This is a genomic window from Algoriphagus sp. PAP.12 (assembly GCF_026652115.1).
Lineage (GTDB): Bacteria > Bacteroidota > Bacteroidia > Cytophagales > Cyclobacteriaceae > Algoriphagus.
On sequence record NZ_JAPPSQ010000021.1, the window covers coordinates 37,732 to 53,815 of the forward strand.

Annotated in this window: 17 protein-coding genes; 8 read left to right on the top strand and 9 right to left on the bottom strand. The window is 40.6% G+C overall.

What is annotated here, in order from left to right:
• The first annotated feature begins 304 nt into the window (after positions 1 to 304).
• A complete protein-coding gene (locus O0V13_RS18770; protein WP_268036532.1) occupies positions 305 to 625 on the top strand; it encodes a response regulator transcription factor in 321 nt (106 codons plus the stop codon).
• Positions 626 to 830: 205 nt separating this feature from the next.
• Here O0V13_RS18770 and O0V13_RS18775 read toward each other — a convergent pair whose 3' ends face one another.
• The 7 genes from O0V13_RS18775 to thiE form a co-directional block, all read right to left on the bottom strand.
• Complete coding sequence (locus O0V13_RS18775) at positions 831 to 2,000, bottom strand: ATP-binding protein (protein ID WP_268036533.1); 1,170 nt, start codon at positions 1,998 to 2,000, stop codon at positions 831 to 833.
• Positions 2,001 to 2,618: 618 nt separating this feature from the next.
• Positions 2,619 to 2,879, bottom strand: a complete 261-nt coding sequence (locus O0V13_RS18780) for an aspartate/glutamate racemase family protein (protein WP_268036573.1) — start codon at positions 2,877 to 2,879, stop codon at positions 2,619 to 2,621.
• 17 nt (positions 2,880 to 2,896) lie between these two features.
• Complete coding sequence (locus tag O0V13_RS18785) at positions 2,897 to 3,055, bottom strand: hypothetical protein (RefSeq protein ID WP_268036534.1); 159 nt, start codon at positions 3,053 to 3,055, stop codon at positions 2,897 to 2,899.
• Positions 3,056 to 3,073: 18 nt separating this feature from the next.
• On the bottom strand, positions 3,074 to 3,616 hold the full coding sequence (locus tag O0V13_RS18790) for a GNAT family N-acetyltransferase (RefSeq protein WP_268036535.1): 543 nt from the start codon (positions 3,614 to 3,616) through the stop codon (positions 3,074 to 3,076).
• 109 nt (positions 3,617 to 3,725) lie between these two features.
• Positions 3,726 to 4,295: an AAA family ATPase gene (locus O0V13_RS18795; protein ID WP_268036536.1), complete on the bottom strand. Its 570-nt coding sequence runs from the start codon at positions 4,293 to 4,295 to the stop codon at positions 3,726 to 3,728.
• A gap of 62 nt (positions 4,296 to 4,357) precedes the next feature.
• Positions 4,358 to 4,546: a GNAT family N-acetyltransferase gene (locus O0V13_RS18800; RefSeq protein WP_268036537.1), complete on the bottom strand. Its 189-nt coding sequence runs from the start codon at positions 4,544 to 4,546 to the stop codon at positions 4,358 to 4,360.
• A 220-nt stretch (positions 4,547 to 4,766) separates the two neighbouring features.
• Entirely contained in the window at positions 4,767 to 5,417 is a 651-nt protein-coding gene (gene thiE, locus O0V13_RS18805; RefSeq protein ID WP_268036538.1) for a thiamine phosphate synthase, read from the bottom strand.
• Positions 5,418 to 5,828: 411 nt separating this feature from the next.
• Here thiE and O0V13_RS18810 point away from each other — a divergent pair, with 411 nt between their 5' ends.
• The gene (locus tag O0V13_RS18810) at positions 5,829 to 6,776 is read left to right on the top strand and encodes a ketopantoate reductase family protein (RefSeq protein WP_268036539.1); all 948 of its coding nucleotides are present in this window, start codon (positions 5,829 to 5,831) and stop codon (positions 6,774 to 6,776) included.
• Complete coding sequence (locus tag O0V13_RS18815; protein WP_268036540.1) at positions 6,743 to 7,525, top strand: helix-turn-helix domain-containing protein; 783 nt, start codon at positions 6,743 to 6,745, stop codon at positions 7,523 to 7,525. Before O0V13_RS18810 ends, O0V13_RS18815 begins: the two co-directional genes overlap by 34 nt.
• A gap of 81 nt (positions 7,526 to 7,606) precedes the next feature.
• Here O0V13_RS18815 and O0V13_RS18820 read toward each other — a convergent pair whose 3' ends face one another.
• Together O0V13_RS18820 and O0V13_RS18825 are read right to left on the bottom strand one after the other, a co-directional pair.
• Complete coding sequence (locus O0V13_RS18820; RefSeq protein ID WP_268036541.1) at positions 7,607 to 8,083, bottom strand: DUF4625 domain-containing protein; 477 nt, start codon at positions 8,081 to 8,083, stop codon at positions 7,607 to 7,609.
• Between the two features lie 10 nt (positions 8,084 to 8,093).
• Positions 8,094 to 10,259, bottom strand: coding sequence for a TonB-dependent receptor (locus tag O0V13_RS18825; RefSeq protein WP_268036542.1), 2,166 nt, complete (start codon positions 10,257 to 10,259; stop codon positions 8,094 to 8,096).
• Positions 10,260 to 10,513: 254 nt separating this feature from the next.
• Between O0V13_RS18825 and O0V13_RS18830 the strand changes: the two genes are divergently transcribed.
• The 5 genes from O0V13_RS18830 (at position 10,514) to O0V13_RS18850 (ending at position 16,081) form a co-directional block, all read left to right on the top strand.
• Positions 10,514 to 10,891, top strand: a complete 378-nt coding sequence (locus O0V13_RS18830) for a transcriptional repressor (RefSeq protein WP_268036543.1) — start codon at positions 10,514 to 10,516, stop codon at positions 10,889 to 10,891.
• Positions 10,892 to 11,138: 247 nt separating this feature from the next.
• Positions 11,139 to 11,912, top strand: a complete 774-nt coding sequence (locus tag O0V13_RS18835; protein ID WP_268036544.1) for a DUF4625 domain-containing protein — start codon at positions 11,139 to 11,141, stop codon at positions 11,910 to 11,912.
• Positions 11,913 to 12,327: 415 nt separating this feature from the next.
• Positions 12,328 to 13,317: a glycosyltransferase family 2 protein gene (locus tag O0V13_RS18840; RefSeq protein ID WP_268036545.1), complete on the top strand. Its 990-nt coding sequence runs from the start codon at positions 12,328 to 12,330 to the stop codon at positions 13,315 to 13,317.
• Positions 13,317 to 15,140 (top strand): ABC transporter ATP-binding protein, encoded by a 1,824-nt coding sequence (locus tag O0V13_RS18845; protein WP_268036546.1) that lies wholly within the window; start codon positions 13,317 to 13,319, stop codon positions 15,138 to 15,140. The genes O0V13_RS18840 and O0V13_RS18845 overlap by 1 nt, the downstream gene beginning before the upstream one ends.
• Positions 15,137 to 16,081, top strand: coding sequence for a glycosyltransferase family 2 protein (locus tag O0V13_RS18850; RefSeq protein ID WP_268036547.1), 945 nt, complete (start codon positions 15,137 to 15,139; stop codon positions 16,079 to 16,081). Before O0V13_RS18845 ends, O0V13_RS18850 begins: the two co-directional genes overlap by 4 nt.
• Positions 16,082 to 16,084: the final 3 nt, after the last annotated feature.

The window sequence follows — 16,084 nt, forward strand, 5'->3', positions numbered from 1 at the left end:
AAAGCTGGTTTAGATAAACCCCTCAGAGGTCTTAAAAAAACCTTAATTTAAAAAACAATTAATATCTAAGAATAGAATCATCTTATACCAATAGAATCTAAGTCTATTTTACTTATTCTTCTCATGGTAGGAGTCTCGGTTTGAAGACTTTTTTGAAATTTATTTTAAAATTCCCGTTTCAGAAAGAAAGACTTATACTTTTTGCAATGATTTTCGATGCCTTGGAAAAGATGGTAAATACCGTTGGTTGCTCCAGGAAATTCACTTTTTGGATATCAACCCGAATGGAGAACCTCAACTTTCAATGAGTACCTATACGGATATTACTTTTATGAAAACCAATAACAATCTGAATCTATACATTGGAAAATACCATCCCAATGGACAATATCAGATTGAAAATCATTTCACCTATCCTCCAAAACCTAAAGAACTAAATCTTTCCAACAAAGAATTGAAAATTCTGAAATTGATCAGCGAAGGTTTTCTTAGTAAACATATAGCAGAAAAATTGAATATTAGCTTCCATACCGTCAACACCCACCGGAGAAACATGTTAAAGAAAACTGGCACCTATACCTCCAGCAAATTGGTGAAATTAGCTCGAGATAACGGGATGATTTAATGGTGTTATTATTTTGACTCTTTTGCAAATTTGAATGCCCAATTTATCAATCCCAAATTGATGGTCCTATTTTGTATGTTACGAAGGAGATTTCGAAGACCGCCACTCTCGACCATTACACATTAATTTGATTAAAGCTGCCATGCTGGAAAATCACTGAATCCTCTATGGAATATATAAAATGTTAACGCCTGGCATTTTTTTTTTAATAATTCAATCCAAAAGCCCAAAGTGGAATTACATTGAGATAACCATATTCGATGTCATCTTTTACAATAAATGATTTACCATCTTTGACAATCTGATTCTGTGGCTTATTCTTTCCACCAACTTCAAATGTGTAATCATTAATTACAAAATCTGCTTTTTTTGATGAGATTACTTCATTTTTTACTCTCATTTGATTGAAAAAGAATGTTTCCCGTATATTTCCAATATTTGATTTTTCCCCAACCAAATTGAAAATGATATTGGTATTGTCTAAATATACCTTATCAATTTTTCCTAATCCTCGAATTCCGCTCGTTTCATTGCGTAACTGCCCAATTAGTCCTGCCTTTTCCATGTATGAAAAATAATCATCTAAAGAATTCCTGCTTACATTAATCATTTCTGATATTTTTGAAAAATTGGGTTTGAAAGGTACGCTTTCCGCAACTATTGAAAGCAGTCGTTTTAGTTTTCTACTTGTCCCTACGTTTAGGTTTGCATATTGGGGGATATCTGATTCTAACGTTTGAACGATAATTTGTCCTAAACGTAAATTAATTTCATCTTCTAATCCAAATGGATAATATCCTCGTTGCAAATATTCATTAAAAAGCGGTAATGGATGTTGAATATTCTCAAGTTTTACTTGATTGTTTATGATCTGGTCCAAAGAGTAAATCTCTGTGTCGTGATTATGAAATAGTTTCAAATATTCTCGAAACGATAATCCTTGTAATTTGTATATAATTGCACGACGACTTAAATCAGCAGAACCTTTGTGAATATCAAGTACCGAAGAACCTGTAAATACAATTTTTAATGTTGGAAATGAGTCGTAAATGTTCTTCAGTTCTCGAGACCAGTCAGCATATTTGTGAACCTCGTCTATAAATAAATATTCTCCTGCATTTTTGTAGAAATCTTCTGCTAAATCAATCAATTTATTTTCTCCAAAATACATATCATCAGCGGAAACATATAAGGCTTTTTTGCTATCTAATTTTTCTTTTATGTGTTGAAGGATCATGGTAGTTTTTCCAACTCCACGAGCACCGATAATTCCAATCATACGGCTTTCCCATGAGACATTATCATATAAATAACGCTTAAAGTTCGTTGTCGTATTTTGCAAAAGTGTTTCAAATTTCTGGTATAATGTTCTCATGAATTTATAACCTATTTTCTACAAATATACAAAATGCACAACGCGTTTAGCAAAACAGGCCATAAAATGCTCATCAAAAAGTGCAATGTTCGTTTTTGATTGGCGTTATCGGTTGGCAGCTAGAAGAAGTTGGCGATTTCGAAACACAATACTTCCTACATGTACAGTATTCGGTACAAAACACAAAGCTACATTTAACCACTGAACCGCAGCTTTCCTTCTTTTTCGTTGACCTACAAAACGGAACCTAAGAATTAGTAAGGCTGGAGAGAATAAATCCAGATTCAAAATCATCCAAACAGAAGTATTTATTCATACCTCAAACTTTTAACTTCAAAGATCTTAGAATATAGTACTTTAAACTCAAAATCCACTAACAAAACAGGAGAAAATTCTCTGGGCCAGAAAGCATTCATGCCTTTTCCAAAAAATGGATGTCTCGAAAGAAATCAAAACAACAAAAACCAAAATTCCGGAAACCTCATTTCTTCAGGAAATAGGATCTATCAAATTCTAAAGGTATTGGAAACTTTAATGAAAAGGGACTGTGGGTATAAACCAATCCAGCTCTCAAAGCGCATTATAACAGGTTCACCTTGCCGAATCATTTGTTCAGAATCAGCCTTTAGTTCCGTGATTTTTGACCTCATCCTGAAGTTTATTTTTAAAAAAATCCATCTCCATTGTAAACTTAGTCCCTAGAAGACCTACTTTATGAAGCTTCTTCGAAACAATTTCCTGTGCCGTCGCAGTAACCCCATGGATGAGGGACACTTGGATTCTTTGTTGTATATTATCGGCGAATATATGTGCCGTATTGGCACAAAGAGCAATTCCCTCTACCTGGGCTTTCTCCAGTTCCATACAGGCTTTTAACAGATCTCAAAGGAATGCAATCAACCTTTTTCCTGAATCGAAGCGAAATTAATAGAATTAAGGATAATTTTTGCAACCTGCAGTCCCCCCAATTCCTTATTCACACCTTCATTAATCAACCTATAATAATCTATGGTGGACACCCAACTGATGCCTCCTACCAATCCGATTTTTTTCATTTACTTGTCGGTCAATGATTAAAACTCATCTTCTTTAAAAGCAAGGTTCGTCTTGCTATAAACATCCAGACTGATTGACTTTCCATTTTTCAGTTCGCTGTTCCAAAGAGTTTTCTCCAGGCGAAAATCAAGCTTGTTCATGACTTTTTTAGAATTCGCATTTTCGGTCTCTACAAAGGCTTCAATCCTATGGAGATTCAGTTGGTTAAATCCGTAGTCAACTATTTTGGGAACAGCCTCCAATATGATTCCTCTTCCCCAAAATTGGGGCAGCAACCAAAAACCGATTTCTCCCTTTTTTGCCTGGTTGTCCAGATCATTCAACCCTGCAGCACCATAAAATATCTGATTATCAAGTGAGCAAATAGCCCACCACCTTTGTTTTCCCTCCTTAAACCAAGACATCTGTTTTCGTGTAGCCTCCAAACTACTGTAGCTGACCCCATAATAGCGAATCACCTCTGGATGGGAAAGCCCTGCAAAAACATTAGCTAAGTCTTTCTCCTCGATTTCACGCAAGCTTGTCCGCTCTGTTTTTAGAATAGGGAATGAGTCCTTCATTTGAAAAAAATCTTTTGGGTTCCCAATGAGCCCCATCTGTTTTGTTTGCTAAATCTGATTACCCATTGCCAACGGTAAAAGGCTTAGAAAGTTGAATTTGGGACAGATTTTATCCATTTCTGATCGCTTTCAACACAAAATCAGCCCGGTTGATAACATCTGTTTTGGGAACTTCTTGGGGCTTGTACCTGAATTCCAGATAGGTCTCTTTCATTTGAACAAATGTTTTTGTGGCTTCCTCCCAATCCTGTTTCCGTTGCTCATCCTTTTGGTAAATGCCCTCCCAGGGAGGCAGCAAAAACACCATGGGATTAAAAGTCCAGTTTTCTGCATAGGTCCTCATTACATCACTTATTTCTGCACCGATCAGGTGACAATAACAGAGCGTATCCAAAAAAGAACGGTCAAAAAAAACGGGCTGATTGTTCAGATTGCTTTCATCCAATTGCCGGAAAGCGGCTATCGAACGGTCAAACATCATCTGCTTATACAAGTCTCTGTTTTTCCAAGGTAAAGCTTCTCCATCTATTTGCTGTTGTTCCCTGATCAGCTGACGGGCCACCTCCGGAACCACAGGATAGCCCCTGCTTTCAAGTTCTTTGAGTAAGGTCGTCTTCCCTACTCCCGGGCCACCGGTAATCACGTAAAAATGGAGCTTGTTTCTAACTGTTATTTTCATCCGTTTTCCATTTCGAAATGCTGTTCTGATTGAAATCTCCTGTTTTTCCTTCTGGTTTCAAATTAGTTGCCAGACAGGATTCGCTCCATCATATTCCCATTCTTTGCTAATTTCTCAAACCCTAGCTGTTCATAGAGTCCATGGGCATCTTCGGTACTCAGTTTCCATCGTTCTACCCCCTTCAATTCCGTAGATGCCAGAATATTTTCCGACAAATGCTTGGCAAACCCTTTCCCTCTCTGCTCCTCCACGATAAAAAATCCATGAGGTAGGCTAAGGTGATATAATCAGTGATGACCCTGGCATAACCGATTTGTTGTTTATGGAGAAACTGTCCGAAGTTCAGGGAATTGGCAATGGCTTTTTGGACCTGTACCTTCGTTCGACCTTTGGCCCAATAGCTTTGAGAAATAAAATCGGTGATCAGGCCGATATCCATTCTCCCGTTGTCTGTGATCAAGGTCAGCGTTTTCATAAGGTCAAATCTGCCTGTTCAAATCGAGATCTGATTTCCTGAAAAACCGCCCTTTTATGATCGCTTTCATTGATCATCGAGGCTATGGCGATCCCATACACCCCTACTTTCCTTAAATCCGGAATATCGGAAATCTTCACCCCGCCTATGACCAGCAAAGGAATAGGATGAGGAAAACCCTGCCTTTGATGATCGATCAATGCCTTGATCTGCTCCAGGGAAAGAAAATCTTTGATTTCAGGCTTGGTTCTGGTTTTCCGAAAGGTTCCCAATCCCATGTAATCGGCAATTCCCCTTTGTTGATGGTACAGTGCCTCGGACTCATTGTAGGCAGTGGCTCCTATCCACTTATTTTTGCCCAATTCCTTTCTTGCAATCTCGTGATCCAGGTCTCCGTTCCCCAGATGAATTCCATCCGCATCAATTTCCAGGGCCAGATCTAAATGATCATTGATAATCAATGAAGTATGATATCGCCTACAAATCCTTTGGGTCTGCAGGGCGATCCGGAGCATTTCCTCTTTTTCTTTTTCTTTTAAACGTAACTGCACCAAGTCTACTCCCGCCTGACAGGCTTCCAGAGCCAGTTGTTGATGGGATTTAGTGGGCATGTCCTGGGTAATGTAATGGATTCTCGATAATTTCATAGAATAGGGATTTTAAATTATTTTCCTTTTCTGCTCAGGATGGACTCACAACTCTATTAGAAAACTATCAGCTGTCCACATGCAGGAAGAATTTATGCCCCTCCTATCTCTTGACAAAAGGTCTTTGGTAGAACTAATTAATTCCGGTCTAGTAGGAACGATTCATCCCCTCTGCTCCGTTATGAATGAACCATGAAGGGTATATCTGATCTGATTTTCTGAGTTCTTAAGAGGACATTAGGTTCTTCATGCAGGGACAGAAAAGGTTCAACGTTTTTTTTTGAACAAAACTGAATACAAAAAATCATATGGGATAGTACAAGATGGCCACCGCAAACCGATGTCCATCTTGTACTATTTCAACCCCCTGGTTCTTCCCAAATTTGGTTGTACGATTTAATTGATTGATTGATGAAGCTTTACATTATTGGAGCAGGTGCCATAGGAAAGGCCCTGGCTGTTTGTTTATCCCAAAATGGAAAAGAGGTAGAACTCATTCGTGGAAGCGTGGACACAGGAACCCGACATGTTCAAACCCAATGCATAAATCTTCAGTCCGGAGAAAGAATTACTGCTGAAATCCCCTTCAATTACCTGGATAACATCCCCCATTTTGAGGGAGTCATTGTATTGACGACCAAGTCTTTCGGTAACAGGATTCTGGCTGAAAAGCTGAAAGAAAAAGCCCTTCAAACTCCCCTGGTGATTCTGCAAAACGGTCTGGGAATAGAACAGCCATTTAGGGATTGCCAGTTCCGGGAACTGTATCGCTGCGTCTTGTTTGCGACCAGCCAAACCTTATCTTCGGATTCGGTAAGCTACATACCCGTCAAACCTTCCCCCATCGGTGTTGTCACCCAACATTCCAGCTCACTTCAATCCATTGTCAGTGCTTTGGATACGCCAGGCTTCCGGTTTAAGAAAGAGGAACAAATTTCATCTGTCATCTGGAAAAAGGCAATCGCCAATTGTGTATTCAATTCCATCTGTCCCTTATTGGAAGTAGATAACGGAATTTTCCAACGAGACCCCCAAGTATTTGCGATCGCGCAACAAATCATTCAAGAATGTGTGCTGATAGCCCATAAAAAAGGCATTCCATTGAGCCTTGAAGAAGTGGAAGATCAGGTATTGACCATCAGCAAATTATCAGACGGGCAATTGATTTCTACTCTGCAGGATATCCGAAATCACAGGGAAACAGAAATTGACACCCTGAACTTAGAGGTTGTTAGAATTGCCGAACAATTAAACCTTGCTTCCGAGGTCCAACAGACCCAACTTGGGAAAGTTAGTTCAGATAAAATCCAGATTAAACCGTTAATATGTACCAGCTATTCCCTCCTTCTGAACATTTAAAGGATGTGGTCCGGTATTTCTGGTTACTGGATTTCAGAACTAAAAACTGCCATCTAACAGAATATATCTTTGCATACCCTTATGTCAATTGGGTATTTACACTTGGCGCCCCCTACACTGTAAAAGAAATAGCCAAAAGGGATTGGACCATTCAAGACACCCGGATTCTGGGACCCAGAACCAATTTGGCTGAATATGTTCATCCTTCCGGAAACCTGGCCCTGGGAGTCACTTTCCAGATGGGAAGTACCGTCTCCCTCTTTCGAAATACAACAGGGTCCCTGACCAATCAACTTATTTCGCAGGAGGATCTTTTGCCTTCTCACCAATGGCTGACACCTTATTTCCATGAGGCTTCTGTGGAAAGTTTTATTGCAACACTGGAAGTTCAGCTTGCCCGACTTTCAAATACCCCTCAGGCCAAGGGCCATACGGCCTGGCTTCAATTTCTGGAGCTATTGGGTAAACCTGAGAATTTTTCCTCTTCGGCTTATTCCCTAGCTCAGGAATTAAAAATAAGTCCACGCCAGCTCCAACGAATTTCCTCTACTTTCTCAGGCCTTCCCCCCAAACAAATCCAGTCCATTATCCGCTGTAGAATGGCCGTCCGGCAAATCCTTCAATCAGGAAACATGACTGACTTTTTTCACTATGGCTATTACGACCAGAATCATTTTATCCGAGAGGTCAAACGATGGGCGAGGCAAACTCCTGCAAAACTGATTGAAAAACTTCAAGCTGTATCCTAACTACTACCAGCCATGGCTCCCCAGCTTTGCTATTGCCCAATAGGTTTCCGTTCTATTGGAAAAAGAATGCATCCATGTTTCTTATTCGATCTTGATGCTCAATCCCTGCAGTGTTTGCCAACCTTCCTGATCTGTTAACCTGATCATAAAATGGTAATCCCCCGGCTCAACATCCTCAGGGATTTCTAGAGTGGCCGAAGCCTGATAATCAAGCAGACCTTCAGGAATGGTAAAGGTCTGGATGTACAGAAAAGGATTTTCTGCTGATTTTACAGGGTCTTCCTGGCAACTGTTGACTTCCGTACTATGCGTATGATGATCAAAGTTGTGGTGGATATCCAGGCTGTAGCCTCCCAGCTCCTGATTATCCCGGAACAGGGCCCTGAATTCATAGGTCTCTCCTCTCTTGAACACACTGCATTGGCGAGGGAATGAGTTTTCCATGACTATAATTTCTGGATATTCGAGGTCAATTGCGGGTTGTTCACTTTCCGAACAGGAAGTCAGGAACAATCCCAAAATGATCCCAAGAGAAAAACTAGCGGATATAAATTTCATAAGCTGTTGATTAAAACTGATAATTCAGAGAAAGGCTGATATTCCTCCCTGCTTCGGGAAGATTGATCAATCGGTAAAAACTTGTATGGTTCAGGTATCGGGTATTGAACAGGTTCTGAACTTGGGCATCTACTTGTATTTTTTGACCATAAACAGAAACGGCGGAACCAAGACGGATATTCACCAGCCTATAGCCAGGGGTGATCTTCTCGGGAGGAACGATGTGGGACTGGCCTGCCGTCAACCGGAAATCAACTGCCACATAGGGTTCCCCAAAAATCCCAAGTGCACTTGGCTTGTAGGTCACATTGAGAATACCGGATGGAGGTGGAGAAAATGGCAGTGTATACCCTTTCTTGGAACCCGACATCTGCTCACTGTAAACATATTCTCCCAGAACCTCGAAACTCAGCTTTTCAGTCAGTTGATGAAGAACGCCTATTTCAGCTCCATACCTCAGCACCTCAGCCTGTGTATAATTGAACACCTGATTTCCTGCACCATATAGAATATCCAATTCTGAAGTCGGATTGAGGTAGATGTAGTTGGAGAAATAATTGACAAAGGGGCTGAAGGAAAAGGACCACTGATGTTTTTTCATTTCCCCACTCAAATCAAGTTGTATAGAACGTTCAGGGTTCAGGTCTGCGTTTCCTCTCTCATATCTAAAATAATGGTAGTTTACCCCATTGGCTGCCAGTTCTTTGGCAATAGGCATTCTGAAAGCCGATCCAAGGTTTGCTTTTAAAATCAGGTCCCCTGGTGAATAATTAACTCCAACAGACCACACCAAGCTGTTGAATTCCCGTTCAAAATCCTGGGCTCTGGATAAATAATCTTTTTCTCTTGCTTCCAAGGGATTTTCCATACTCGCAAACCAATCCGTGTATTCCTTTACCTCAATCCTGCTTTGGTCAAACCTGAGGGCTCCGGTAATTTGCCAAAGATTCGTAACCCGGAACTTCTCAATCACATAAAATCCATAGCTGGATTGCTGAAATTCCGGGATCAAAAATCCCCAACCTCCAATTTTATTCTGCTGGAATTCTCCACTGGCTCCCATTGCCAGTTCATGCCTGTCAAAAAAGAGCTCATTTTTGAGATGGAAAGAAAATACCTCCTTGTCAAAGGCCCTCTCCAATTCGGATGAATAGGGCATTTCGGAGGGATAGATTGCTGGCATATACCCATGGTTGACATACTGACTCCATTCTTTTCTGTCATTGCGTTGATATCCCAAATCAAGTTGGAAAAGACTGTTTCCCAGGTTCAGGCTTGATTTATTGATCAACTTGGTATGGCTGACTTCCTGAAAAGGAAGCAAAATATCCCTGCTGGAACGATCATGAAGTTCTGAATCTACCTGTCTTGGCTCCAATCCATGGGCATTGGCGAAGAATCCTGATTTCGTGGAGACTTTGCTCAGTCCTAACGTATTCCTGAAACTCCTCCCCTGGTAACCTATCCTGCCTGAAAAATCCAATTCTTTTCCAGCTGAATTCCGGACCTGCCTGTCATGGAGTTTCACCCCAAAATCATACACAAAAACAGAATCTGTCGGAACCCTGAAATCCCCAAAATCGGCCCGGGTAATTCTGCCTTCCGCAAACCAAGCCCCCTGTTTAAAAATCAAATTTGCCGAACCTCCAAACCAGCCATTATTTGACCGGGTTCCAAGTGCAATAGCTCCACCTAGCCCATCTTTTTGAGGTGCTGCTTTTTTCCGGATATCCAAGACTCCTCCGATGGCGTCGGAACCGTATTGAAAGGAAGCGGGGCCTTTTATAATCATCACCTGATCTACCCCAAATTGATCCACTTCCAACCCATGATCTGCTCCCCATTGCTGACCTTCATGTTTGATTCCATTCTCCACCACCAAAACCTGGTTAAACCCTAAACCACGGATCAAGGGTTTAGAGGCCCCGGATCCAATACTGATCAGACTGACCCCCGGTATTCTTTCCAGTGTGTTCATTAGGCTGCCCCCTCTGTTTTGACGGATAAAATCTTGCTTGACCAATTCGATGGAATTGGATTCCTCTCTTTTGATGAATGCTGCTCCATCTAGTACCACAACTTCCTCCAGCTCCAGAACAGCAGGTAGTGTATCCCCCAAAATCATCCTATCCAATGCCCCATCAGGAGATTTCCTGGTGGGGGCCTGAGGATTCAATAGCTGAAAAGACAGAAAAACTGAGGTGAAAAGCGCCGTATGTATCACGTATTGTAAATGCAATTTAATTGCAAAAATAGAAGCATTATTTTACGACACAATGTTGCATTAATAAAAAAAATGACTGTTGACTAAAAAAAGTGTATTAGATGGAAAGGCTGAAAAAACTAGTAAAAAATCAATAAGCAGGTTTGGAAATTAAAAACAGGATCGTTCTTTTTGCAACATAATTGCATTGGATTTATTGTTAAAAAATGGGCCATTCAATCGCCAGGGAAAAAATCTTGACCCTCATCAAGGGATCCAAACAACCTATCAGTTATGCTGAAATAAAGGAATCAATGGGTTCTTCCTGCAGCAGAGTAACGATATACCGCACCCTAATCCACCTGGAAAAAAACCAAAAGATCAGAAAATTCTCAGACGCCCAAGCCGAATTCCGTTACCTGGTTCACCCTATTGCTGAAGACCAAAAACTTACTCTAAGTCATTTCCAATGCATCCGATGCCATAGACTTCAAAAACTGGATGCCTATCCCCTACCGGAAAACCTGCTTAAGAATTATCTCATCCATTCAGTCCATACGATGGCATCAGGGATATGCAAAGAATGCAATGAAAAAGGTCTATGACCTCTTAAACCCCTAATCTTCCAGTTTAAACCGCGCATTTCACCATTGAAATAAACATGGTACACGAGAGTTTTTCTCAATTTGTTTATGCAACATTATTGCTTTTACTTTACGCAACTTAATTGCATTTAAAGGATTTGGAGGAATAGTGCCTCGCTCATCAATGGAATTCAAACTCTATAATCCCATTCATTCCGAACGAAAAAGAAAACACTAAATCAAATTTATAATCCACAAAACGTTTACAATGAACAAACTAAAGCATCTACTTTTGATAACACTTTTAGGTTCAGCCTTATTTTCTTGTCAAGACGACGAGGATCAAATCTTGGAGGCTCCGATCATTTCAGAATTTCACTTTGGAGATGGGGGGTCTCATTCTACAGACGGAAATGCCTACAGTGGAACAGACCTTCACCTTGAAGCGTTGATCATGGCGCAGGCTAACATTTCTTCTATCACCCTAACCATTCATGGCCATGATCTGACTGTGGGTGAAGGGGAAACCGAATGGGATTATTCTGAAACGTTTACCGATTCAAAATACCTGGTCCGAAACCCTGTTTTTCATGAACATGTGGACATACCGCCTACTGCACCCAAAGGGGAATACCATGTGGTTTTAGAGGTTACTGACCTAACAGGACAAACTTCAGAAATTGAAGGACATCTCCACATTCTTGCCCCTGTTTCTGTCTCTGATTTGGAAATGGATGAAACCGTGGAAAGGGGATCTGATTTCCATTTGGAATTTATGATCCAGGCTGTCCATGGAATTCATCAGATTTCAGTAGATATCCATGGACATGGAATCGCCATCGGAGAAGGAGAAACTGAATGGCATTTTGATCAAATTTTCGAAGAAGGATACCATGGATTGACGGAGGCGGAATTTCACGAACACATTGATGTTCCGTCCACAGCACCGGCTGGAGAATACCACATGAGTATCACGGTCGAAGATGAAGATGGTAATACCTCAGTTCAGGAAGCCCATATAGAAGTGACTTCAAACTCATAAAGGCATCCCTTGCTAAAAGCCGGGTTGAACTCAGTTTCTTCCCGGCTTATTTTTTTTGATCCTTATCATGAATTCCCTTTTTTTCCATTCCCCTTTTTTGAGCTGTTTTAGTTGATCCATTTTTCGATCCTTTTTTGATCCATTTCCCTTTCCTCCCCGGAAGATCAGAAGCTATTTCCTCCATTTTCTCCTTGTTGGAATTTTCTTTTTACTAAAAACTCAACCAAATAGCCTGATTTGGAACTTCAAAAAGGTTCAATCATCAGGTACAAAGTTCTCCATTTCCGGAAAAACCATGCAACCAATTCATTTCCCTAATTCTGAAAGAGTTAGGGTATATCACTATTTTTTCAGCAACAGGATGTATCACTTTTTTTAATCATTTCGTCAGTTACATAACTAAACCACTATTATTTTGTCTTTTTCCATTTCTGCCATTCTTCCCAATTTTAATGGGAGGAACCTATTAGACCTATATCTTCCCCATACCATTTGCGCATTGGAGAACAGTTCCTGCCCCTTTGAAATCATTGTGGTTGATGACGGTTCCCAAGACGATTCTGTTTCATGGCTAAAGAAAAACTATCCTGAAATCTTTCTAATTCAGAATTCTGAAAACTGTGGATTTTCAAAGGCCTGTAATCAGGGGATTGCGAAGGCCAATGGGGATTTAGTTCTTATTTTGAACACGGACGTCCAGCTTTCACCCGACTACCTACTTCATTTGCTCCCCTATTTTTACAAAGCAAACACCTTTGGTGTAATGGGAAAGATTTGGGATTCCTCGGGCAAAAAAGTAGAAATGGAGGCCAAAATCCCCAGCTTCAATGGATTCAAGCTCAAAAGTCATTGCTTAAACGTCCTTCCAGAGGATGGTGAGAAGAATATTCCAACGCTCTTTCTCTCAGGTGCCAACTGCCTTTTGGATAGAAAAAAACTACTGGAACTAAATGGTTTTGATGAGATCTATTCCCCTTTTTATTCAGAAGATCTGGACTTGAGTTTCAGAGCCTGGAGGCTGGGCTGGAATTGCTACTATGAATCCAAAGCAACTTGCATCCATTTGGGTTCCCACACGACCAAAACCTTTTTCCAAAAAGCATTTGTCAAGCAAATCTACTTCAGAAACAGGATGCTTTTTCATGCCATACATGTCAATAGAAAAGATCTGAAACGCTTGGAGCTTTCAATTATCTTCCTGCAGGTCCTTCCCAAAATTTTGCTTGGTCAATTCTGGATCATCAAGTCATTTAGAGGCTACAGAATCAAAAAAAAGGAGGTTAAACTTTCCCGCAGAAACATCAGAAAGCTGATGGGATGCAACTTGGGAAGAAAATCGATTCTGGATGTTACCCGTGAAATCCAACATAAACTAGATCTGTTGGACCTAAACTATTCCAAATAATGCTTTTAAAAACCTATTGGAGGCTTCTATCTTTTGCCAAACCTCTGGGAAAATTCGCCGTTCCCTATGTTTTTTTCACCCTACTTGCTGTTCTGTTCAACACGCTGAATCTGGCACTTTTAGCGCCTTTGCTCAGTACACTGTTCAAGGAGGAATCTATAATCTTGACAAAACCGGATTCCTGGATGAATGTACTTGATTATTTTAGCTATTACATCCAAGAGGTTCGGACAGAGTTGGGCGCATTCCCTGCTCTGCAATGGGTCTGCCTTTTCCTTTTGATTTCTGTGATCCTAAGCAATGGGTTTCGCTACCTCTCCCAGCGGATTATGGAAAATTTACGGATCCATACTCTTTTAAACCTCCGCAAAGCAGTATTTGATCATGTGATGGATTTACATGTAGGTTATTTCAATGATCAACGAAAAGGGAATATCATTTCAAAAATCACTTCTGATGTCCAGGTAGTCCAATATTCGGTAACCAGTACCCTTCAGGTCATATTTAAGGAACCCTTCCAACTCCTGGCCTACCTGTTCATTTTGTTTGCCATTTCAATAAAACTGACCCTATTCTCGGTTTTGGTCATACCCATCTCTGCCTGGGTAATTTCCAAAATCGTCAAAAGACTAAAAGCTCAGGCAACTGAAGCCCAAGAGCGTTTTGGCCTAATGGTCAGCTACCTGGATGAGGCGTTATCAGGAATTAAAATCATCCAGGCCTTTAATGCGACTTCTCGAATAAAAGAACGGTTCCAAGAAGAAAATGAGCGATTTTCTGACTTGGGAAGAAAAATGGCCTACCGCCAACAATTGGCATCTCCGGTCTCTGAGCTATTGGGAGTTTTGATGGTTCTGATAATTGTCCTTTATGGAGGAGCCCTTGTAGTTCAGAACCAATCTGATCTCAGTGCATCCGAATTCATTACCTACATCGCGATTTTTTCCCAGATCATGAGACCTGCCAAAGCCATTACAGAATCATTTAGTACAATCCATAGTGGAATTGCCGCAGGAGAAAGGGTACTTGAACTGATTGAGGAAAAAATCAGGGTCAAAAGCAAACCTGATTCAATTTCCATCAAAACGCTGGAGAAAGGTGTGGCTCTTCAGGGAGTTCATTTTTCATATGGATCCCAGCCTGTTTTGAAAAACATCAACGTGGTTATACCCCGAGGATTCACCATTGCCTTGGTTGGACACTCTGGCAGCGGAAAATCCACTTTGATGGATTTGATTCCCAGGTTTATGGATCCTCAGAAAGGATCAGTCTTTTTTGATGGGATCAACAGTAAAGACCTGTCTATTAAATCCATTCGTTCATTGATCGGAATTGTCAATCAGGAATCAATTTTATTCCATGATAGTATTGCCCAGAATATTGCTTTTGGAAAACCAGATGCAGGAATGAATGAAATCATCCAAGCGGCCAAAATTGCAAATGCTCATGAATTCATTCTTCAGACACCCCAGGGATACCAATCCAATATCGGAGACCGGGGCACCAAATTATCCGGTGGTCAAAAACAAAGGTTATGTATTGCCAGAGCGGTATTGAAAAATCCTCCAATTCTTTTACTTGATGAGGCAACTTCAGCACTGGATACCGAATCTGAATATTTAGTTCAGGATGCCTTACAAAAACTGATGGAAAACAGGACCACTCTTGTCATTGCACACCGGCTTTCCACCATACAAAAAGCAGATCACATTTTGGTTTTGGAAGATGGTGAGATCAAAGAACAGGGTACCCATCTTGAATTATTACTTCAAGAAGGAATCTACAGTAAACTGATTGACAAACAACAAATCACACAGGCATGAATGATCCTAAAGCACCTCTGATTTCCATTGCCTTATGTACCTACAATGGTTCCAAATACCTAAGAGAGCAACTCGACAGCTTGGTCCATCAAACATACCCTAATATCGAAATCTCGGTATTTGATGATTGTTCAACCGATGACACTTGGGCAATCCTATTGGAATATGCGCTGAATTATCCCCAGATCAAACTTCATCAAAATAGCCACAACCTCGGTTACCAAAAGAATTTTGAAACCAATTTTAAGGCTTGCCTCGGGGACTTGATAGCTCCTTCAGATCAGGACGACATCTGGGCATTGGATAAAATCGAAAAATTATATTTGATATTAAAAGATCATATCCTGGTTTACCATGACAGTGAACTGATTAACAGCGAAGGGAGCAGTATGGGGCTTTCCATAGGGAGTAGACTCAATTTTGTAAAAGGCAAAAGTCCAAGATCATTTTTATTTTTCAACTGTGTTTCCGGTCATAGCATGTTATTTAAAAAAGAACTGCTCGGGCATATTTTCCCTCTTCCCAACAAAGGATTTTATGACCATTGGATCGCATTTGTGGCCTCCCATTTTGGAAGCATCGATTACATAGATGCCTGTCTGGTAAAATACCGGCAACACCCCCAGAATCTAACCGATATCCTTGGATCGAAAAGAAAGGAATCCAAATTACAAATTACCCTCTCCCGGATCCAACGGGAGAATGACTGGTTGGAAATCTGTGCAGCCTATGAAATGCAGAATACCGGGGCAGGATTCAATACCCGCTTATTTAACCAGGGGAAACCCAGAATCAATAATTATTTCAATTTCAGATTTGGACTGACTATTTGGAAAAACCAACAGGAGCTTCTTTTTATCCCGAAACAAAAAGCCAAAAGACGAATTGGTTTTGCCATCCGCCAAATCTGGGGAATGAAAACAAAAACCATTTTTAAGTAACTC